Origin of the sequence: Xanthocytophaga flava (assembly GCF_030068545.1) — a bacterium.
In the GTDB taxonomy this organism is placed as follows: domain Bacteria; phylum Bacteroidota; class Bacteroidia; order Cytophagales; family 172606-1; genus Xanthocytophaga; species Xanthocytophaga flava.
This window is the reverse complement of sequence record NZ_JASJOR010000061.1, coordinates 1-22388: the sequence shown is the minus strand read 5'-3', so window position 1 is coordinate 22388 and position 22388 is coordinate 1. Positions and strand designations below refer to the sequence as shown.

The window sequence follows — 22388 nt, the reverse complement described above, 5'->3', positions numbered from 1 at the left end:
GGTTTGTTGGCTTTTGGGCAAATCCTTCTTAAATTTGTTCAAAAGCGATGGGAGTAGTTTTTCTTCTTTTTTCACACATTGATAACTACTACTGCCTCGCTTTTATTCCGTTTGTCCAGCAGTCAGTTCACAGGCATTGAATACCAGGTATGCGCTTGGTTGTTAGGATATTATACCTAATTTACGGCTGACAGATAAAGTGATTTGCCACTTACATCAACCAAGCCTCATATGAAGAATATTGCCCTGCTGATACTTTTTATTCCTATTTTGTGTCCAGTGATTTATGGACAAATACCCATAGACTGGACTGGTTATCAGCGAAAGAGTGGAATATCTGTGACTCAAACAGGAAACAAGCTGGAAATAAACTGGCCAACAGAAGCGAGAGAAAAGGCACAGATGATTCTTAACCTGGAGTCCGGCCAACCTCTTTTTTCCAGTCTTCAGGTATCACAGCGGGGAGTTTTGAAAGAGATTGCCAGTGATCTTGATCCTGCCTTTGTACTCACAATTGGCAAACGTGACCTGATCTCTCAAAATGGCTGGAATATCTTTTTTGATAAAACCAATAAAAGACCCCATCAGTCCTATGTCATTGGGTTGGATAAACAGAAGGCCAGCGTTCAGAGCATGGGCTCCCGAACTGTCATACGGGTGGGTGATGCCAGGGCTTCTACTTTCCATGGGGTTGTTGAGATTACGGTCTATAAAGGTAGCCCTCTGTTCAATGTTGCAGCTGTAATGAGTACGGAGATAGATTCCACTGCGATTTTATATGATGCAGGGTTAACTACGAAAAAAAATGTATGGAATACTATTGCCTGGTCAGATACGGAAGACAAAATGCAGCAGACAATAGCCAATTTAACACAATCTGCCAAAGCCCAGGCTGTTAAGTATCGTACGATTATCGGACAAAACAAGGCAGGCAGTCTGGCTGTATTTCCTGCGCCTCATCAATACTTCTATCCACTGGATGAAGCTTTTAATCTGAACTTTACCTGGCACGGACGTAATTATCGGGAACTGTTACCTGAGTTTGGCATTGGCATTCGGCAGGACTTAATGGGTGATAACCGTTGGGTTCCCTGGGTGAATGCACCTCCGAAGACTCAACAAAGGTTGAACTTTTTCTGCCTGTTAAGTGCTGATGAACCTACCCAGACATTGGAAGTGGTAAAGAAGTTTACGCATGGTGATTCGTATAAACCATTGCCAGACTATAAAACGATGTCAAGTCATTTTCACAATGAATTTGTGATGAGCGTGATGCTAGCCGGAAAGCCAGTGCCACAAACACCAAACTTTGTGAATGTCTTTAAGCAAAGTGGGGTTGACATTGTACATCTGGCTGAGTTTCATTATACAGCTCATCCTAAAGGTCCGGATAGTCTTCGGTTGCTTGAACTCAAAACGCTGCACGAGATGTGTAAACGCTGGTCATCGAAAGATTTTCTGTTGCTGCCTGGTGAAGAACCCAATGAGTTTTTTGGTGGGCACTGGCTCAGCTTCTTTCCAAAGCCTGTAAACTGGATTATGGCCCGCAAGCCTGATATGCCATTTGTGACTGAAGATCCTACATTTGGAAAGGTCTATCGTATTGCTGACAAACAGGATATGCTTAAACTGCTGGAAGCTGAAAATGGCCTGGCCTGGACAGCTCACGCCCGTACGAAGGGATCTACTGGTTATCCGGATAAATACAAAGACGAGGACTTTTACAAGTCTGATCATTTCTTTGGCGCGGCTTGGAAAAATATACCCTCTGATTTGTCAGAACCCCGATTGAGCCGTCGTGTACTGGATCTGATGGATGATATGGCTAACTGGGGATATAAAAAACATGTCATTGCTGAAGCTGACTTGTTTACTGTGGAACCAGCGAACGAAATGTATGCTCACCTGAATGTAAACTATCTGCAACTAGACCAGTTACCAGACTACAATCAGGGGTGGCAATCTGTATTGGATGCTATGAGACAAGGGCGATTCTTTGTCTCTACCGGAGAGGTATTGTTACCTTCTTTCACGGTAAGTGGAAAAAAAGCTGGTGAGACTAGTAAATTACCACAAGATGGAAAAGCTACTATCGTGCTGGAGGTGGATTGGACGTTTCCTTTAACGTTTGCTGAAATTATTTCCGGTGATGGCAAGCAGGTCTTTCGGGAGCGGATTGATCTGACCCATACAGAACCTTTTGGCAAGCAGAAATTTACATTTAATACACACCTGAAAGATCGAAAATGGGTAAGAGTTGAGGTTTGGGATGCTGCTGTAAATGGTACCTTCACCCAGCAGGTATGGATCGATAAGTAAGGTTATTTGTTTGAATAATTACTTAATTACAGGATAGTCCTCTACGTTTTTTACGTTGCCAGCCTTCCAGATAGGAAGGCATCAGGCTACACATTGCCTGCGCACGTTCAGGTTCTGCTTCCTCTATGCCCTTTATCTGAGAGGATAGGTGGTGTATGAATAGTTGCCAGTCAGATTCCGATAGGGCAGACAATTATACCTTCTTTATCAGAATTCTGATACTCTTTCAACTTGATCAGACTATTGATCATTCAGAGAAGTGATCAGTATTTTGATATTCTTTAAAATTGACCATTATTCGAATATTTCTTGAAAGTGATCGGTATTCCAGTCAATAACAAAAACAACCGGAACTCCAGTCAAAAATAAACCTGAACGTAATACAGGTTATTTTGTGTTTAGCTCAGTCATTAATCACGAATGTTTTGATTTTTGCGTTTGACCGGAATTTAGGTCAGAAGCTTCTAGAAAAGTTTCTTCCATTCATTTTCAGAGTGCATTGATTCCGGGTATCCGTATTTTTACTTAGTAAAAATGAGGGCGATAGGATGCTTTCCTGCTGACAAATTCTATTTTTGCACCATAGTTCTGTAATAATAGTATGTATGTCAGAGTCTGCTTATAAAAAAATAGTAGTAAAGGTTGGGTCGAATGTAATCGCAGGAGGTAACGGCCTTCCGGATGAAGCTGTTATGGGGCAGTTGATCAGCCAAATTGCACACGCTAAAAGCCAGGGTGTTGAAGTAATATTGGTTTCTTCTGGAGCAGTAGCTTCAGGAAGGAGTCTTATGCCTGTTTCAGACAAAACAGATCCCATTGCCCGCCGTCAGTTGCTGGCCTCTATCGGACAGGTAAAATTGCTAAATATCTATACACAGTTACTGCAACCCCATAACCTGATATGTGCACAGATTCTGGTGACCAAGGAAGATTTCAGAGACAGGATGCACTACCTGAATATGAAACGTTGTTTTGGTACATTGCTACAAAACAACATCATCCCTATCATCAACGAAAATGACGTGATTTCTGTAACGGAACTCATGTTTACAGACAATGACGAACTGGCGGGTCTGGTGGCCTCGATGTTAGGGGCCGATGCCTTGATTATTCTGACCAATGTAGATGGTATTTATGACCGCTCTCCCAAAGAGCCAGGTGCCTCGCTGATTCCGGTTATTGATTCAACCCGAACAGACTTTTCCCGTTTTGTTTCTGCGGAGAAATCAAACTTTGGCAGGGGAGGGATGATTACCAAGTGTAATATTGCACACAAGCTGGCTATGGTTGGTATCAAGGTACATATTGCCAATGGAAAGACACCGGATATTCTGACATCTATTTTGCGAAAAGAAGCTGTAGGAACCGTATTTGCCACACAGGAAAATAAATCCAAACTCAAACGATGGGTAGCTAATTCAGAAGGATATGCCAAAGGGCTTGTTTATATAAATGCAGGTGCAAAGGTAAGTTTGTTGCAGCCTGATAAAGCCGTGAGTCTTTTACCAATAGGTATTACCCGACTGGAAGGAGATTTTAAAAAGGGAGATATTATAAAGATTGTCACAGAAAATGATGAACTGGTTGGATTAGGCATGGCACAATATGGAGCTGAGGTAGCAAAGACATACCTGGGCGAGAAAAATAAAAAGCCTCTGGTGCATTATGATTATCTCTTTCTGGTCTGATAAACTTATTCGCTGGCAGGAATGGTTTTTTTTAATACCTCTGTTTCTAATTTGACTGTTATTTTCTTTCGCATATGTTAACCACTACACAATCTCTTCAGGAAGCTTTTGAAGCTGTTGGAAAAGCAAGTCGCACCATTCCTTTACTGGAGGTGACTACCATTAATCAGGTACTGCTGGATGTTGCCAATGAAGCAGAGCAGGAGACAGCTTTTCTGCTGGCTGAAAATCAGAAGGACCTGGATCGGATGGATGAAAACGATCCTAAGTTTGACCGGTTAAAGCTTACGCCCCAACGTATTAAAGCTATTGCAGATGATATTCGCAATGTAGCCCGGCTAAATTATCCGGTAGGAAAAATACTTTCTTCAAAGCTGCTGCCTAATGGATTGGAATTAACGAAAATAACGGTTCCACTTGGTGTCATCGGTATTGTCTATGAAGCAAGACCCAATGTGACATTCGACGTGTTTGCGTTATGCCTCAAGTCAGGTAATGCCTGTATTCTGAAAGGTGGAAGTGATGCCTCTTATTCAAACGAAGCTATTATCTCTGTTATCAAGCGTATTTTGACGCGTTATGGTATCGACGAGAATATTGTACACTTGTTACCGCCTGATAGGAGTGCTACAGATGCGTTGCTGAAAGCGGTAGGATATGTGGATGTGATCATTCCTCGTGGTAGCCAGTCTCTGATTGACTTTGTACGGGCCAATTCCCGGGTTCCTGTAATTGAGACAGGAGCAGGTATTGTGCATGTGTATTTTGATGAAAACGGAGACCTTACTAAGGCAGTTAACATAGTACATAACTCCAAAACCCGTAGGGTAAGCGTATGTAATGCCCTGGATTGTTTGCTGATTCATCAAAATCGTTTGCCAGATTTGGTCGCATTGGTAACCCCACTGGGAGAAGATGGAGTAGAGCTTTTTGCTGATGATCAGGCATTTGATCAGTTACAGGGATATTATCCTTATGGGTTATTACACAGAGCTTTGCCTGAACATTTTGGAACAGAGTTTTTGTCGATGAAAATGGCCATTCGTACTGTTCGTACACTAGAAGATGCACTGGACCATATTGCTACCTATAGTTCCAAACATAGCGAAGCCATTGTCACAGAAGATATGCCCACTGCGGAGAAATTTACCAAGGCAGTGGATGCCGCTGCTGTTTATATAAATGCTGCCACTTCTTTTACAGATGGAGCTCAGTTTGGTTTAGGTGCTGAAATTGGCATCAGCACTCAGAAGCTGCATGCTCGAGGCCCTATGGCTCTGGAAGAGCTAACCAGTTACAAATGGATTGTCAGAGGGAATGGACAGATACGGGCTAAGTAATATATGATCTGATTCATCTCAAATTTTGAGTAAGGTAAAAACAAATGTTACAAAGAGAGCAAAGACAACCTCAATAGCGAAAGGTCGTGTAGGTGCGTAGGGAATCTTTTCTCCGCGAGGTTGGCCTTTGGCCTTGCGGGTGGGAGGATCGGAGAAAAGTGTCCTTTTTTGCTTCATTTTTTGGACAAGCAAAAAATGAAGGAGCCAGTGGAAGAACAATGTAAGTGACAATAAACAAATGAAGAGAAAGTAATTCTCAAAAATTACCCCAAGCCCACACTTATAAAAGAAATAGACTTGGGTTTTGCTCACATCCAATATTCGGAATGACTCAGGTTGGCCGAACCAGTTTTAACTCCACATTACAAAAACAACCCTCCGGATACTTCAATACGCTGAGCAGTAATCCATCGGGCTTCTTCACTACAAAGGAAGGCAACTACTCCACCTATATCATCAGGTTGTCCTATTCTGCCAAGTGCTGTTTGAGAGGATAGAATGTCTCTCAACTGAGGATTCGCTTCGAAAGCACCTTTGGTGAAATCTGTTTCGATAGGACCTGGCGCCACGGCATTGACAGTAATTCCCCGTGAACCTACTTCTTTTGCCAGGTATTTGGTAAACGTTTCAATAGCTCCTTTCATCGAGGCATAGGCAGCATATCCGGGTGTAGAGAATCGGGCCAGACCTGTGGAGAAGTTGACAATGCGGCCATTATGGGCAAGCAGTGGGAGAGACTTTTGCGTCAGAAAGTAGACTCCTTTGAAATGTACCTGTAACAGGCTGTCAAACTCTTCTTCTTTTGTATCTGCTACCAGTGAGTAAGACTCAATGCCAGCATTGTTGATCAAAAAATCAAACGTATCTCTGTTCCAGGTGGCTTTAAGATTTTCAGATACGGTCTGGATAAATGTATCAAAAGCCTTATTGTCAGCTACATCCAGTGGAAGTGCGATTGCTTTTTGCCCAAGGTTCTGTATTTCCTTCACGACATTATCTGCTTCCTCTTTCTGGGTACGATAGGTCAGGATTACATCTGTTCCTTTTTGGGCCAGGTGTAATGCAGTGTTTTTGCCGAGACCCCGGCTTCCTCCTGTAATCAGTGCAATTTTAGTAGTTTCCATTATTCGTATTGTATTGGTGAAATAATGGTACAAAATTGCAGTAGTTCCGTCTCAGAAATATGGTGACAGCTTCAGATTAAATGGTGACTAGTTCAGTTTTTGAAAGGAATTTTTCTCTCTGTACTTCTTCACGATATTGTTTGGGTGTCACTCCGGTAAAACGTTTGAAGAACTTGACAAAATTGGACGGGTCGTAGGTTAACGCAATGGCTATTTCGGCTATAGGATCAGACGTTTCCCGTAACCGGGTTTTGGCAATATCCAGAATCTTTTCTTCAAAGAAGTAGCAGGGCGGCTTACCCGTAGTAAGTTTTATGGTATTGCTCAGATGAGTAGGGTGTATGTGCATGATATCCGCAATGTCGCGAATCTCAAACATTTCGGTCGCCTTGCCAGAGACAATATCTGCCAGATGTTTGTCTACTTCCTGCAAAAAAGTGGCTGTGATCTCATGTTGTCTGACAAATATTTTAGCAGGGATCTTGGGAGTTGCCATAGAATCTTTTTTAAGGATATACCTATAATCTATATTGATGTGGGATGGTTCCGAAAAATTACTTTGTTTCCGGAAATGCATCCAATACTCTTTTTACCATTCCATCCAGTGCCTTATTATCGATCCATCGGGCTACTACCACCAGTTCATGCTCCGGATCTACATAAATCATATTGGTACCATTGCCTATATGGGCAAATGCAGTAACAGGAGCACTGGGCAGATACTTTTTGTCTGTATTCAGAAACCAGTTCATATACCCATACGTAGGCTCTGGAGTGGTTGGTGTAAGTGCCTGGGCAACCCATTGTGTTGAAATCAGTTGTTTGCCATTCCAGTTTCCTTTATGAAGAGTCAGTAAACCAAACCGGGCCATATCATAGGCGTTGATAAACATACCCCCTCCCCAGTGACCACCACCACTTACGGACTGCACTGCCTGACCATCCAGCACAATCCAGGCATTACGGTATCCATTCCATCGCCAGGTGTTAGAGGCACCAATTGGGTCCATAATATAGGTTTTTAGCACTTGTGGCAGGGGTTTTCTCCATACACTTAATGCTGCCAGTGACAAGGCATTTACCCGTACATCATTGTATTCATAAACGGTGCCTGGTTTATTGCGTGGGCGGGTTTGCCATTCACTGGCATTAGCGCTGGGCCTGTCGGCCCATTCAGGTTTACCCCATAAGGTGCCTTCCCAGTCGCTGGTTTGCCGCAAAAGGTTATCCCAGGTAATCGTTTGGTTATGAGGAGTTGCAAAAGGCCGGATTAATTCGGATTGTCCGATGTCTTCAGCCGGTCTGGAAATAGATTGTTGCGGATTATATACTTCAATAGGTGGTACATAGGGTGCTACCGTATCCTGTACACTCCGGATCAGTCCCTGATCCACTGCCAGCCCTACAACTGTCGACAAAAAACTTTTGGTCACACTATGTGTCATATCTACCCGTTGAGGTTCTCCCCATTCGGCTACAATATATCCTTTGTATACAATGATCCCTGTTGGTGCACCACGATCTGCAAAAGGACCGATACCATCTCCAAAAGGTTCTTTCCCGAAGGTGCGATAGTGATTGGCTTCCATGCTACGAGGAGCCTGAGTTTCATTCGCAATAGCAAAGGAAATCGCCTCTGAAAGTTTTGTACCATTCAAACCTACTGATTGTGGAGTTTGATGCTGCCAGCTTTGAGCGGGAGGAAAATAAGCTGTTTTGATTTTGGCCTTCTGATTCTGGGCGGCTAGCTCTGAAAGAGTTGCTATACCAATCAGCGTACAGAGAAACGGTACAAATAATTTATAAGACATGGAGTTCGGAAACGGTTGTACGTGTTTTGTTGGTTTGTCAGTCGGATAGCACTAAGCCAAGGCAGGCTCTAATGATTTTTCCATAATGTAGTCTTCCATCAGAAAGCCATTGCCAATGTCAATATTCTCCTGACCCGCTACATGAAAGCCTATTCTTTCATAAAACTGAACAGCAGGATTTTGTCTGTTTACATTCAACGACAGGGTTTGCTGGGAATGAGATCTGGCAATATTTTCAACCTGAGTAAACAGTGCCTTGCCTACTCCTTTTCCTTGGGAAGATGGCAGAATATAGATTTTATGAATCTTGACTTTGGGTTGATTCGTGTAATTGAGTTCATACGATATATAACCAAAAGTTGTATCCTCTTTCTCTGCCAGTAGAAACGTATGTCCTTTATGGGTAACCTGTTCCTCTAAAGAAGGGATACTATACATCCAGTCCAGCATGTAGGCAATTTGTTCTTTGGATAAGATAGAGCCAAACGTATCTGGCCAGGTTTGATGGGCTATTTGTTGAATGGTTTGAAAATCATTAGAAGTGGCTTCTCGGATTTTTATCATAGAAATATAGGTTTGATATAGCACAAAGATAGATTTTGGTAAGATTTCGGCTTTGCTTTTTTCATCATTTTTTTACTACCTTTGAAAACACTTTGATAGAAAGTAAAAGCCCGAAACAGGCTTGGATACTACCTGTTTGACTAGTTTGCTACATGTTGCAAGTAAATTGAAATCCTTGGTAAGAATGCTTTCCTGCTGTGTTGTTTTACAATAAATGACTAAATATACTATTTTGAGTATGGATACCAAAAAGCTAGATGCAGCCTTAATTGCTTTAGTTGAAAAGAAGATTCAGCTAAGTAATATGAATTATTCAGATGAACGTTACGATGAAGTTGAGGAGCAGCTTCATGACATGGAAGATGACTTCATAGATAAATATGGAGATTTTCTAGAAGATGCATTGGAAGAGGTTCATGATACACACGATATGGATTCGGAGGTATTACTACCTACAGCTTATCTGGCACAAAAATATGAAAAAGTAGGCCAGCATCCTGATGGAAGACCTATCTATGAAGTAGACCATAAAGAAGGTGTATGGGTGGAAACAGAGAAATTTCCAGGCAAAGAGGCTCGTCTGGTTTTAATCCCAAGCCCGACCCGTTTTGTGCTTTCTGTAGGCAAACACCGAGAAGAAGTTTGGAAAGCATAAGCTTTCTGTGGTTTTCAGAAAATGGAGGACTATTCTCCATTTTCTGAAGTCTCTATAACGAAGGCGTTTTTAGCTTGAATCCTACGCCATGAAGATTGGAGATTTCTACCGTTGGATCATTGTTCAGGTGTTTTCGCAAGCGGGAAATAAATACATCCAGACTTCTTCCCAGAAAATAATCATCACTGCCCCATACTTGCACTAATATCTCTTCCCTTTTCATTGCTTTACCTGCATTCTTGCACAACAGCAGTAACACATCAGCTTCCTTCTGAGTCAGAGTCTGCATCTGTGACTCATACCGTAAGGTTAGGTTGGGATAGTCAAATACATATTTTCCGAGAGCATACTGATTTTGTTGATTGATAGAGGGTTTACTGCGTCGTAACAAAGCTTCAATCCGCAAGGTAAGTTCTTCGATGCTAAAAGGTTTGGTTAGATAATCATCAGCCCCTATACGAAATCCTGTTATCTTGTCTTCTTTCATGGACTTGGCTGTAAGAAAGATAATTGGAATCTGAGTATTTTTCTGGCGAATATCCTGGGCTAGAGTAAAGCCATCTTTCTTGGGAAGCATTACATCCAGTACACAAATATCAAAAGTAAGTTGGGTAAATACATGCCAGCCTTTTTCTCCATCATCACACAGTGTTACCGAAAATCCCTCCATCTCCAGGTTGTCTTTGATCACAAATCCCAGGTTAAGATCATCTTCTATCAATAAAATATGTGCTTTGCTCAAGTATGTAGGTAGAATTTAGTATAAAAAATAGGTGTACGATCTGATTTCAGCTACAGGGCTTTAAAGTTAGAAAAGAACACCATTGTTATGCAAGCTTTTCTGAAGTTACTGGTAACCAGATCGTAAAGCTACTTCCCTGATCAGGTTCACTGGTCACTTTGATTGTACCAGCATGTGCCTTTACAATGAGCCTGACATAGTTTAATCCAAGCCCAAACCCTTTTACGTCATGAACATTACCTGTTGGAACGCGATAAAAACGGTCAAAAATCCGTTTTATGTGCTCCTGACTGATACCAATACCATTGTCTTTAACCGTAAAACTTATCTGGTCTTTTTCGTTCTGTGTAGTAATTAGTATTTCAGGAACCTTGTGATTGTATTTAATTGCATTATCCAGAAGATTGTACAATACATTGGTAATATGGAGCTTGTCCCCGGAAATTTGATTGCGGGTAGCATCAAGATGTAATTGCAATGTGCCTCCTTTTTCTGTAAGAGAAAGCTGAAAAGGCTCTGCTGCCTGAGTGATGAGTTGGTGCAGATCGATAGTTTCTTTCTTCAGTTTTATTTCTTCATTCTCCAGTGATGCCATCTGAAGCACCCGTTCCACTTGTCCTTTCAGGCGGTTAGCCTCCTGCCCAATGATAGTTGCATAGCTAAGTAAACGTTCTGGAGACTGGGTGATTTTCGGATTCTTTAATACTTCAGATGATATAGAAATGGTAGAGAGTGGCGTTTTAAATTCATGCGTCATGTTATTGATAAAATCCTGCTGGATTTCAGATAGACGACGTTGGCGCAGAACCACAAAGGATGTATACGCAAAGAAAGAGATTACGATCAACAACACAGCTGACGAAAATATCCAGAACCGCATTTCCCCTACCAGTGCCAGATCTTTATTTACAAACCGAATACCAAAGTAATAGTTGTCACCTGCAATCTTAGGAAAAATCTGATTGGCTGTAGGATGGATGTCCTCTTTTCCAAAAACGAAATAATTTCCAAAAACCGCCTCATTGTTGGCACAATCATAAATTATGTACTGGAAGTCTATGCGTATATCCCTTTTTTCGAGTTCATTGCGCAGCAGTGTTTTCAACAGTTCCTCATCAATCACATCGTTGACCATCACAACATAGTAATTGGACGAAGCTTTTTTTATAGAGACATTGGATGAGACAGTATGCTGATTGTAACGCAGAATGGAATGGGCTACCTTGGCTAATGCTTCTCTGGCAGTTCGGTCAAACTCTACCTCCCTTACATTAAAAGCCTGTCTGAACCAGAAAACCTGCACCACCACAATCCCAAAGACAGAGAGAGTTGCCAGAATGATTATAAGCCGAAAGGTACGACGGTTCATTTGCTGTATTTTAGTGTAAAACGCGTTTTCTCAAAGAATCATATGAATGCAAAGATACATGATCTTATTTTTAGAAATGAAAAGCTTACCTATACAGAAAGGTGCATTAACATTTCATTAACAATATTTAAAGAATTGTTGAGAGATGGTTTCAGTTTTTCGCTATACTTTTGTCCTGTTGAGTAACAATAACAAGTAATTCTTATCTATTAAACGTATACTATCATGAAAAAAATCGCATTAGCCATCGCATTTCTATTCGCTGTTTCTGCAGCTGTATTTGCCCAAACTAAATCTGCTTCTGCTAAAGCTCCTGCTTTCAAATGGGAAAAAACTACACATGACTTTGCTGCTATTCCACAAGGAAAGCCAGTAACTGCTGAATTTAAATTCACAAACTCTGGTAGCGCTCCTTTGATTATTTCAGCTGCTCAGGGATCTTGCGGTTGTACTGTTCCTGATTATTCAAAAGAGCCTATCGCTCCTGGCAAAACAGGTGTAGTGAAAGCTACATTCAATGCTGCTGCAGTTGGTCCTTTCACAAAAACTGTTACTTTGACTACCAACGTAGGAACTGCACCAGTTGTGTTGACTATCAAAGGCGAAGTAAAAAGTAATGCAACTCCTGCTAACTAATATATAGTGGTCCGATTTTACTTGTAGATAAGCTCTGAAATAGTAGCTTATTCCTGTAAAAACGAATAATATACTTTCTACTAAAACAACCAGTGAAGAGGATTCTTCACTGGTTGTTTTATTTTTAGGTTTTTGTTGGTAGTATTGAAAAATTGGAACAAAGATTGCGGACATATACCTGATCTACTATCAGACCTAACTTCAACAACGTTGTATTTTTATGTTAGCCTTACGTTTTTTCTATATAGTGTGTGGACTGCTATTAACCACAACTGTATATGCGCAAAATATTAATGACTTACTCATCTCTGCCAATGGTAAACTCAAGAAAAAGGATTACCGGGGAGCATTAACAGAGTATAATGAAGTTCTTGCCCGCGAACCTCAGAATCCGCGTGGTCTGGAAGGCAGAGCCATTGTCCAGCTTGAATCCGGAAACCTGCCTGCTGCCATAGATGATGTAAACAGATGGTTACGTATTGAACAGAATAACCACCGGGGATATGCATATCGGGGTCTGATAAAAAGTGAGATGGGAGACACCGATGGTGGATTGCGGGACCTGGACAGAGCCATTGCACTGGAGCCAAAGTTTGCAGAAGCATTTTATTACCGTGGTTCTATCAAGCAGGGATTGGGTGATACCAAGGGAGCTATTGCAGATTTGGAGAGATCCATTGCTGCGAAGCCTGAATTTGACCAGGCGTATCAGGATATTATAAATTTATATCTGGAGCGGGGAGAGGTGGATAAAGCCATGCCCTATCTGACAAAATCCATGGAGTTAAACCCCAAAAAGAAAGAGAACTATGCTACTCGGGGAATGATTCTGGCAAAACAGAAGAAAGTGACAGAGGCCGAAGCCGATTTTACAAAAGCGATAGAACTGGATTCCACAGATGCAGATGCCTATTATCAGCGTGGGCTTTTGTTGAAGGCTCAACAAAAGTACGAGGAAGCATTAAATGACTTCACAAAAGCGGTACAGCTAAAAAAAGAGTTTGAACTGGCTTATTATGAACGAGCCACTATGCAGAACTTGCTGGGAAATTATAAGGAAGCTGTAAATGATTACAAACGGGTAATGGAATTGAATCCCTTTAACCCCAATGTATATTTTGATGCTGCTACCGCATCTCTGAATATGGAAGACTACAGATCTGCAGAACAATACTTGACTAGCTCGCTATCCTACAACTATGGAGATGTAGAAGCTACGTATTACAGAGGTATAGCACGTAGTCATATAAAAGACTACAGAGGTGCTGACGCTGATTTTTCGAGGGCCATCACATCCAACTACAAAGATGTAAATATATATAAGGAGAGAGCACTGGCACGTATGGCTTTGTCTCGTTATGATCAGGCTGCCAGTGACTGGACCAAATACATCGAAAAGACTCCTCAGGATGCACCTGCCTTCTATTTCAGAGGTGTTTGTTATTTTAAGCAATTCCAGTATGATAAAGCGATAACTTCGTTTGATGAGGCAATAAAACTGGTGCCAGACTATGAAAATGCTTTATTTGACAGAGCTGCCGCCCGTGCCAATGCGAAAAACTATGATGGGGCCATTGCCGATTATGATAAGGTATTACAGCTGGACCCTCAATATGCCGTAGCCTACTATAATCGTGGTCGTGTAAAGTTGGATAGCAAAAAACACGATGAAGGATGCAGTGACATTCGTAAGGCTATTGAGTTACACTATAAACCTGATGAAAAAGAATTAAGAAAGCTGAATTGTAGTCTTTAAGATCCTTTTCTAAGTCTACCCTGCCCAACGGCCTTTTGAAAGAACCATGCAATGAAGTCTTTCGAAAGGCCGTTATCCTTTCAAATGTAAAATACCTGTCAGGTTTATAGAAGATGCACAAAGAGAAATGGCACTTTGTGTGTTACACAGCATATGAGATATTGCATATTATTATCTTTTAGTACTCTCTCCTTAGACAAATTAATATACAACCCAATCCTATGAAAAGACGTGATTTTATACAAGCTTCCCTGGTGACTGGTACAGTAGCTACTCTCATACCACAAGTAAGTGATGCTTCTGTAAGTAAGCCTATGCAGCCTAACGCTACCTTTGAGTTTTATGAACTGCGTACCTACACAGTAAAAAACGGGCGGCAAAGAAAGCTGATAGAAGACTATTTTCAGCAAGCCGCCATTCCAGCTCTGAACAAAGTAGGTAGTAAAAACATAGGCGTTTTTACAGAGTATCTGCCGCAAGGATTTACCAAGCTTATTGTATTGATTCCGTATGCGTCACTTACAGACTTTATGGAAGTCGCTCAAAAGCTGGCAAAAGATACTGCATATTTGCAGGCAGCAGCTCCGTATTTGAATGCTACTGCTACAGAACCTGCTTACGAACGGATCGAAAGTTCATTGTTTAAGTCATTTGCCCAGATGCCTGCATTGGAAGTGCCGGAGAAAAAGCCTCGTTTGTTTGAACTGCGACGGTATGAAAGTCCCAGTGAAGTTACAGGAAAAAAGAAGATAGAAATGTTTAACGATGCAGGTGAAATTGCCATTTTTAAACGTGTTGGCCTGACTCCTGTATTCTTTGGTGAAGCAGTAATAGGGTCTCATCTACCTAATCTTACCTATATGCTTGTATTTGATAATATGGAAGAGCATGACCAGAACTGGAAGAAATTTGGCTCTGATCCGGAATGGAAAAAGATTAGTACTAGGCCTGAATATAGTGATGAAAAAATTCTTTCAGGTATTACTCGTACGTTTTTAGTGCCTACAGCCTTCTCTCAGATCTAACATCTCATAGAGATGAAATACAATATAAATACTAATGGTTGTAACAGGCTGATGACCAAAAAACACTGCTAATACGAGACTAATGGGATGAAAGTTAATGAGGTATAGATTTTTCAGTAATGTGTCTGACGCAATAGATAGTAAAGAAAACTATACTTTACAAGGGCTTATTTTCTTAATCAGCTATATAATGAATATCATCCAGATCAAGGAAACTTGTTTGTATGTAACAGACTTAGACCGTACAGCGCATTTCTATCATGACCTGCTTGGGTTTCCTGTTATTAGTAAAGTAGAAGGGCGGCATGTGTTTTTCAGAGCCGGAACGTCAGTATTGTTATGTTTTATTTCGGAGAAGACAAAAACGGATACACATTTACCTCCTCATTATGGTTATGGACAACTACACCTGGCTTTTGAAGTGACTCCGGAAGAATATGAGGCTTGTAAGGCAAAAGTTCTCACTGTGGGTATAGAAATAATTCATGAAGAAACCTGGCGTAATGGGCAGACCTCTTTTTATTTTCGAGACTTTGATGGACATTTGCTGGAAATAGTTCCTGTTGGAATCTGGAAATAAAATAATGGAAGCAATTAGCGTATTTGATATTTTAAAAATTGGAATTGGTCCGTCCAGTTCACATACATTAGGTCCATGGAGAGCAGCACAGCGATGTATGCAGGAAATCGGGCAAAAGATGTCTTTAAAAGAAGTTGTCAAGGTTCAGGTGTTACTTTATGGTTCACTGGCGAAGACTGGCATCGGGCATGGGACTGATATAGCTGTTTTGATGGGGTTAAGTGGAGCAGATCCGGTTACAGTAAAGGAAGAGGCCATTCCTCAGATTGTACAAACCATTAAAGATACCTCGCAGATTTATCTATTGGGACAGCATGTTATTTCTTTCAGCTATACGGATGATATCTGCTTCTATTATAATGAATCCCTCCCTTTTCATCCGAATGGTATACAGTTCCACCTCTGGCTGGCTAATGGGGAGGAACTATGGGAAACCTATTACTCGGTAGGAGGAGGGTTTATTATAAAAGAAAACGAACAGTTTACAGGGAGTAAAGTCGAGCTACCCTATCCTGTACAGACAGGAAAAGACATTGAACGATATTGCCAGGAATTTCATAAAAGCATTTCTGCTGTAGTATGGGAAAACGAGAAAGTATGGCGAACACCTGCTGATATTCGTTCGGGATTGTTGAATATCTACCATGTGATGTTGAACTGTGCCTATACGGGATGCCATGCCGAAGGAATCTTACCAGGAGGGTTAAAAGTGGCACGAAGAGCTAGTGCAATTAATCGTAAGCTTATGGGAGATCAGACCTATCAGGATGCCAGTGAATGGATTGAGGCTATCCGACGTACTTCCAAGTCGTTTGAATGTGTAACCAAGTGGATCAGTTGTTTTGCACTCGCTGTCAATGAGGTAAATGCTTCACTGGGACGGGTTGTGACGGCTCCTACCAATGGGGCTGCAGGAGTAATTCCGGCGGTTTTGCTTTACTATGTCTGTTTTTGCAAAGATGTGAGTGAAGAAAAAGTTATTCAGTTTCTTATGGTGGCAGGTCAAATTGGAAGTATTTTTAAGCAGGGGGCTACCTTATCTGCTGCTATGGGTGGTTGTCAGGCGGAGATTGGCGTTTCATCAGCTATGGCGGCAGCAGCCTTAACCGAATGTCTGGGAGGAAGTTCGGGACAAGCTCTGATGGCGGCAGAGATTGCTATGGAGCACCATCTGGGTCTTACCTGCGATCCTATCCGGGGATTGGTACAGATCCCTTGCATAGAAAGAAATACAATGGGAGCTATGAAGGCTATTACTGCTTGTAATATTGCACTGGAGAGCAATCCTTCTTTAGCCAAAGTCTCTCTCGATGATGTCGTAAAAACCATGTGGCAAACAGCCCTGGATATGAACGGAAAATACAAAGAAACCTCAGAAGGAGGTCTGGCTGTATCGGTTAATGTTGCTGAATGTTAGAGTAAGAGAAGAGGTTCGTAATTCATTTTTTTCTTTTTGAAAGGATCTTTCTTTAGGAAAAGATCTTTCTTCGTTGTCCTTCTGAAAGAACCTTGTGACAAATAGAACCCTACTTGTTTTTGAGAGAAAAATTACCTCCAAAAGTAAAGGCCGCCGGTCTTGCCACAAGATTCTTACAGAAGGACAGAGGAGGTGCTTTCAGGAGGTCAAAATGGAGTGACTCTTTCAGAAGGCCAGAGAATTTATATCCCGGAAAGTCAGCAAGCCTCTCTTTCTAAGAGAACAAACAGACTATTTTCCTCCTATAGTACAAACTCATCGTCATTGAATGATGTTTATGGATTTTCTATACTGAAAATTTTGTGGCCTTTCTGTTATTTTCATCTATTTTGATTGAATCCCAAACAATTAATTTGCACATTCGCATATAGACACTAGTCCAGCTGGAGAAAATATGAATTTTGAACGTGCATTACAGATAGCTACAGAAGTACATAAAGATCAGAAAGATCGGTATGATGCCCCTTATATTTTACATGTGATGCGGGTCATGCTACGAGGTAAAAATGAGGATGAAAAGATTGTTGGCTTGTTGCATGATGTGGTAGAAGACTCTCCAAAGACAATAGAAGATTTGCGTAAGGAAGGGTTCTCTGAATCCATTCTGGAAGCAGTGAATTGTCTTACAAGGCCGGAATCTGAATCTTACGAGGATTTTATACAACGTATCAAAACCAGTCGTCTGGCGATTAATGTGAAGTTAAACGATCTGGAAGATAATCTGGATATGAGGCGATTGCCTTCTGTTACAGAAAAGGATATTCCCCGGATCAACAAATACCTGAAAGCCTATCATGAACTGGTAGCCCTTAAATAACCTGGCTTCAGGATAAGAGTATAATTTACAATGAATTAAGCATTATAAAGATAAAGTGAAAAAACTGGAGAAGTGGAAGACCTTACGATCAGAGATGGTTTTTGATCATCGCTGGTATAAAGTACGTAAAGATGAAGTACAATTACCCAATGGGCGTATTCTGGACGATTATTATGTAAGTGTTCGTCCGGAAGTAGTGCTTGTATTCCCAATTACAGCAGACAATGAAGTAATCATGGTAAGGCAATACAAGCATGGTGCAGGTCAGATACTGCTCGAATTGCCGGGAGGAATCGTGGATACTACTGATAGTTCAGTAGAGGTAGCGGCAAAACGGGAGTTGCTGGAAGAGACAGGGTATTACAGCGAACAGTGGACTAAGCTGGCAGTGATTTATGACGATCCAACCAAAAATACAAACCAGTTTCATTTCTATCTGGCTGAAGGAGCCTATCATACCAGAGAACAGAAACTGGATCATACAGAAGATATTATTGTCGAAAAAGTACCTTTGGCAGAAGTGATGCAAAAAGCAGTGCAGGGGGAGATCTGTGTCGCCAATTCATTGGCGATCATCCTGCTGGCACTGGAAAAAATTAAATAGAATAAGCTGACACCGTAATACTTATAGATGAAAGGATGACCTCCTGATGCTGTGTCAGCTTTTTACAGAATGAAAATATGACTTTTGCAGAGAAAGCCATTTCTTTTTATAACCAGCTATCTGCTGGGAATGAGTTGCCGCATTCAGTGAAAACGCTGAATCCCTATGAGCAGACTGATGTAAAACAGATTGTAGTTCAGTTTTATGAGAAGTTCTATGCCGATGAATTGCCACGTGTATGGATCATGGGTATAAACCCTGGACGCTTGGGTGGTGGTACTACAGGGATTTCCTTTACTGATCCTGTAAATCTGCAGCAATATTGTCACATTAACCATACATTCAAAAATACTACAGAACTTTCCAGCCAGTTTATCTACAAATGTATCAACAAGTTTGGAGGGACAGACCGATTTTTCAGCAGGTTTCATTTGGGGGCTGTTTATCCGCTGGCCTTGGTGAAAGAAGGTAAAAACTATAATTACTACGATTCGCCGGAAGTATACAAGGCGTTGGAATCTTCTATACTGGAATATTTGAAGCAACAGGTGGCACTGGCATCAGCAAAAGAGGTTATCTGTTTGGGCCAAAAGAACTATCAGTATTTGCAACTACTTAACAAACAGCTGGATTTGTTTGATAAGATCCATGTGCTGGAGCATCCAAGATTTATTATGCAATATAAACGAAAAGAGATGACTGAGTATATAAAGAAATATGTGACTTTGTGGGAGAACTTATACACTGGTTAGTGAAAGAAATATCACAGGTAGGTTATGCCTCTGTTTTTGATTTTTTTATACTGACCTTTTTAATTGTTTTGAAAACTGTCTGTATCTGATTCATTTATAAATGATTTTTTGTAGCCATGCAAAGTAATCCTGAAAAAGAGAGAATTATCGCAACACCTAAAAATTCTGGCTGGAAGAAATGGGGACCGTATTTGTCAGAACGCCAGTGGGGAACTGTACGTGAAGATTATAGTGCAGATGGGTCTGCCTGGACATATTTTCCTTATGAACAAGCCATTAGTCGTGCCTACAGATGGGGTGAGGATGGAATCGCGGCGATTTCGGATACCAAACAGCGCATGTGTTTTGGATGGGCTTTCTGGAACGGAAAAGATCCTTATATAAAAGAGCGGTTGTTTGGAGTGGCAAACCCGGAGGGAAATCACGGAGAAGATGTCAAAGAACTCTACTATTATCTGGATAGTACTCCGACTCATTCGTACATGAAAATGTTGTACAAATATCCTCAGAATGCTTTCCCATACCGGAAAATATTGGAACAGAATGCAAGGCGGGGTAGGGATGAACCTGAATATGAACTGATAGATACAGGAGTATTTCAGAAAGATGAGTATTTTGACATTTTTATTGAATATGCCAAAGCTTCCGAAGAAGATATTTTAATCAAAGTTACTGCCTGTAACCGTTCTGTAAAAAAGGCTCGTCTGGATATTCTGCCTACTTTATGGTTTCGGAATACCTGGTACTGGGGATATGAAGATCAGACCTATGTACCCAATGTCGCTGCTTCAGGACGTAACTATATCGTGGCTGAACATGAGGATGTAGGAAAATACTATCTATATTTTGAGGGAGAACCTGAAGAACTGTTTTGTGAGAATGAGACCAATCGGTTAAAGGTTTTCGGGCAACCCAATCTGCGTCCCTATCCGAAAGACAGTATTAACGATTATATCATTTCCGGAGGAGAAATCAAATACCTGAACCCTCAGAAAACAGGTACCAAAGGGGCTATCCGGAATACATTGCAGGTGAACCCAAAGGGAGAGGTGACACTGCGATTCAGATTAAGCCACCGATACATGGAAACTCCATTTATTAACTTTGATGAGAAGTTTACAGAGAGAAAAACGGAGGCAGATACGTATTATGCAGATCTGCAGAAAAATATAAAAGATGCGGATCTTCGTAAAATTCAGCGACAGGCTTATGCCGGTATGTTATGGAACAAACAGTTTTATAACTTTAACGTAGATCAGTGGCTTACTGGAGACCCTGCTTCGGCAGCTCCTCCTGAATCCCGTTTGAATATCCGGAATCAGAGCTGGCGACATTTGCACAATGGAAATATAATCTCTATGCCTGACAAGTGGGAATATCCCTGGTATGCGGCATGGGATCTGGCGTTTCATTGTATTCCATTAGCCAAACTAGATCCCTCCTTTGCCAAACGTCAGCTGGTTATATTCTTGCGGGAATATTATATGCATCCCAACGGACAGATTCCTGCCTATGAATGGAATTTCTCGGATGTTAACCCTCCTGTGCATGCATGGGGGGCCTGGAAAGTATATGCGATTGATAAGGAGATGAATGGTGGGAAGGGCGATAAGCAGTTTCTGGCTTCTGTGTTTCATAAGCTATTGATGAACTTTACCTGGTGGGTAAACCAGAAAGACAGAGAAGGAAATAACCTGTTTGAAGGGGGCTTCCTGGGACTGGATAATATAGGAGTATTCGACCGGAGTCATCCACTACCAAACGGGGCTTATATCGAACAGGCCGATGGAAGTAGCTGGATGGCGATGTATAGCCTTAATATGTTGCGGATTGCGATTGAGCTTGCAACGTATGAGGAAAGTTATCAGGAAATGGCTTCTAAGTTTTTTGAGCATTTTCTGTTTATATCCAAAGCTATGCGTAACATCACCGAAGATGAAATTGATCTTTGGGATTCGGAAGATGAGTTTTACTATGATATTCTGCATTTGCCTGCCGATAATCAGAGCATATTATTGAAAGTACGGTCATTGGTAGGCTTGATCCCTATGTTTGCGGTAGAGATTCTGACACCTGAGATGATCGGACAATTACCTGACTTTACACGTCGACTGGAATGGGTATTGAAAAACAGACCTGATCTGGCTCGTATGGTGTCTCGTTGGCACGAACCGGGACGTGGAGAAAGCCGGATGCTGGCATTGATGCGTATTCACCGACTAAAGCGTACCTTACGTCGTATGCTGGACGAAACAGAGTTTTTGTCAGACTATGGTGTAAGATCTTTGTCCAAATACCATAAAGATCACCCATATGTAATGCAAATGGATGGCATTACGTATTCAGTGCAGTATCTGCCTGGTGAATCCGAATCGGGAATGTTTGGCGGAAATTCTAACTGGCGTGGTCCGGTTTGGTTCCCTGTTAACTACCTGATTATAGAGTCGTTAGTGAAATATTATGAATACTATGGGGATGAAATGACGGTAGAATATCCAACCGGTTCCGGTACCTTCCTGAATCTAAAGCAGGTAGCCGAAGAACTGATGGCTCGCTTATTACGAATCTTCCAGTTAAATGAAAAAGGCGAGCGGCCGTTCTATGGTGGAGATGCCAAATTTAACCATGATCCGTATTTCAAGAATCATATGATGTTCTATGAATATTTCCATGCAGATACTGGCAGAGGATTAGGTGCTTCCCATCAAACAGGATGGACTGGCTTGATTACTGACCTGATCGACCGTTTGGAAACTGCCCGAATCGCCAGAGAAGGTAAGCCAACAGAGAGTAAGACAGAGAAGAAAGAGGTGGTAGGTTAATAATAGTAATTTTCCTGATTTCTGAATACAAGATGAGTCATCCCGAATGTTGGATGAGAGTTTTACCAGTGTCTATTCTTTTAAAAAGAGTATAGGCGCTGGTTTATTTTTAAGATATCTCTTTAGTTGAGTTGGGTTATAGTCCCTTACATCACTCTTCTTGTAGTTCCTTCATTCACTTGCCCGTTGTTGGTGTTATCACCATAGCCGTCAGGCTAAGGAAAAAAGCATATCTTTGTCGTATGCAAGATATTGATTTTCAAAATATTGTGACTTCTGATAAAGATTTCACTGAATTGTCTTCTTA

21 protein-coding genes are annotated in these 22388 nt (G+C 41.3%); 13 read left to right on the top strand and 8 right to left on the bottom strand.

Features of this window, described 5'->3' with window-relative positions:
* The first annotated feature begins 231 nt into the window (after positions 1–231).
* Positions 232–2319 carry a hypothetical protein gene (locus tag QNI15_RS38340; protein WP_314037430.1) on the top strand — a complete coding sequence of 696 codons (2088 nt, stop codon included), beginning with the start codon at positions 232–234 and terminating at the stop codon, positions 2317–2319.
* A gap of 22 nt (positions 2320–2341) precedes the next feature.
* On the opposite strand, the gene QNI15_RS38335 is transcribed toward QNI15_RS38340, so the two are convergent.
* Positions 2342–2512, bottom strand: coding sequence for a hypothetical protein (locus QNI15_RS38335; RefSeq protein WP_314037427.1), 171 nt, complete (start codon positions 2510–2512; stop codon positions 2342–2344).
* Between the two features lie 412 nt (positions 2513–2924).
* Between QNI15_RS38335 and proB the strand changes: the two genes are divergently transcribed.
* Together proB and QNI15_RS38325 are read left to right on the top strand one after the other, a co-directional pair.
* Entirely contained in the window at positions 2925–4007 is a 1083-nt protein-coding gene (proB, locus tag QNI15_RS38330; protein ID WP_314037425.1) for a glutamate 5-kinase, read from the top strand.
* A gap of 74 nt (positions 4008–4081) precedes the next feature.
* Positions 4082–5347 carry a glutamate-5-semialdehyde dehydrogenase gene (locus QNI15_RS38325; RefSeq protein WP_314037423.1) on the top strand — a complete coding sequence of 422 codons (1266 nt, stop codon included), beginning with the start codon at positions 4082–4084 and terminating at the stop codon, positions 5345–5347.
* An 18-nt stretch (positions 5348–5365) separates the two neighbouring features.
* Here the strand turns inward: QNI15_RS38325 and QNI15_RS38320 are convergent, their stop codons facing one another.
* From QNI15_RS38320 to QNI15_RS38300, 5 genes are all read right to left on the bottom strand, one after another.
* Entirely contained in the window at positions 5366–5524 is a 159-nt protein-coding gene (locus QNI15_RS38320; protein ID WP_313998126.1) for a hypothetical protein, read from the bottom strand.
* 185 nt (positions 5525–5709) lie between these two features.
* Positions 5710–6471, bottom strand: coding sequence for an SDR family NAD(P)-dependent oxidoreductase (locus QNI15_RS38315; RefSeq protein WP_314037421.1), 762 nt, complete (start codon positions 6469–6471; stop codon positions 5710–5712).
* Between the two features lie 76 nt (positions 6472–6547).
* Positions 6548–6967, bottom strand: coding sequence for a helix-turn-helix domain-containing protein (locus tag QNI15_RS38310; protein WP_313998131.1), 420 nt, complete (start codon positions 6965–6967; stop codon positions 6548–6550).
* Between the two features lie 58 nt (positions 6968–7025).
* The gene (locus tag QNI15_RS38305) at positions 7026–8282 is read right to left on the bottom strand and encodes a serine hydrolase domain-containing protein (protein ID WP_314037419.1); all 1257 of its coding nucleotides are present in this window, start codon (positions 8280–8282) and stop codon (positions 7026–7028) included.
* A gap of 51 nt (positions 8283–8333) precedes the next feature.
* A complete protein-coding gene (locus QNI15_RS38300; protein ID WP_314037417.1) occupies positions 8334–8846 on the bottom strand; it encodes a GNAT family N-acetyltransferase in 513 nt (170 codons plus the stop codon).
* 238 nt (positions 8847–9084) lie between these two features.
* Between QNI15_RS38300 and QNI15_RS38295 the strand changes: the two genes are divergently transcribed.
* The gene (locus QNI15_RS38295; RefSeq protein ID WP_313976455.1) at positions 9085–9501 is read left to right on the top strand and encodes a hypothetical protein; all 417 of its coding nucleotides are present in this window, start codon (positions 9085–9087) and stop codon (positions 9499–9501) included.
* Between the two features lie 52 nt (positions 9502–9553).
* On the opposite strand, the gene QNI15_RS38290 is transcribed toward QNI15_RS38295, so the two are convergent.
* Positions 9554–10243, bottom strand: a complete 690-nt coding sequence (locus tag QNI15_RS38290; RefSeq protein ID WP_314037415.1) for a response regulator transcription factor — start codon at positions 10241–10243, stop codon at positions 9554–9556.
* 85 nt (positions 10244–10328) lie between these two features.
* Positions 10329–11612 carry a sensor histidine kinase gene (locus QNI15_RS38285; protein ID WP_314037414.1) on the bottom strand — a complete coding sequence of 428 codons (1284 nt, stop codon included), beginning with the start codon at positions 11610–11612 and terminating at the stop codon, positions 10329–10331.
* Positions 11613–11837: 225 nt separating this feature from the next.
* Between QNI15_RS38285 and QNI15_RS38280 the strand changes: the two genes are divergently transcribed.
* From QNI15_RS38280 to QNI15_RS38240, 9 genes are all read left to right on the top strand, one after another.
* Positions 11838–12248 (top strand): DUF1573 domain-containing protein, encoded by a 411-nt coding sequence (locus QNI15_RS38280; RefSeq protein ID WP_313976461.1) that lies wholly within the window; start codon positions 11838–11840, stop codon positions 12246–12248.
* Between the two features lie 220 nt (positions 12249–12468).
* Entirely contained in the window at positions 12469–14004 is a 1536-nt protein-coding gene (locus QNI15_RS38275; RefSeq protein ID WP_314037413.1) for a tetratricopeptide repeat protein, read from the top strand.
* A gap of 221 nt (positions 14005–14225) precedes the next feature.
* A complete protein-coding gene (locus QNI15_RS38270) occupies positions 14226–15029 on the top strand; it encodes an NIPSNAP family protein (RefSeq protein ID WP_314037411.1) in 804 nt (267 codons plus the stop codon).
* A 190-nt stretch (positions 15030–15219) separates the two neighbouring features.
* Positions 15220–15609: a VOC family protein gene (locus tag QNI15_RS38265; protein ID WP_314037409.1), complete on the top strand. Its 390-nt coding sequence runs from the start codon at positions 15220–15222 to the stop codon at positions 15607–15609.
* A 4-nt stretch (positions 15610–15613) separates the two neighbouring features.
* On the top strand, positions 15614–17026 hold the full coding sequence (locus QNI15_RS38260; protein ID WP_314037406.1) for an L-serine ammonia-lyase: 1413 nt from the start codon (positions 15614–15616) through the stop codon (positions 17024–17026).
* A 454-nt stretch (positions 17027–17480) separates the two neighbouring features.
* Positions 17481–17903, top strand: coding sequence for a hypothetical protein (locus tag QNI15_RS38255; RefSeq protein ID WP_314037404.1), 423 nt, complete (start codon positions 17481–17483; stop codon positions 17901–17903).
* Positions 17904–17958: 55 nt separating this feature from the next.
* Positions 17959–18507, top strand: a complete 549-nt coding sequence (locus QNI15_RS38250) for an NUDIX hydrolase (RefSeq protein ID WP_314037402.1) — start codon at positions 17959–17961, stop codon at positions 18505–18507.
* 77 nt (positions 18508–18584) lie between these two features.
* On the top strand, positions 18585–19259 hold the full coding sequence (locus QNI15_RS38245) for a uracil-DNA glycosylase family protein (protein WP_314037400.1): 675 nt from the start codon (positions 18585–18587) through the stop codon (positions 19257–19259).
* Positions 19260–19375: 116 nt separating this feature from the next.
* Positions 19376–22081, top strand: a complete 2706-nt coding sequence (locus QNI15_RS38240) for an MGH1-like glycoside hydrolase domain-containing protein (protein WP_314037398.1) — start codon at positions 19376–19378, stop codon at positions 22079–22081.
* The last annotated feature ends 307 nt before the right edge of the window (positions 22082–22388 follow it).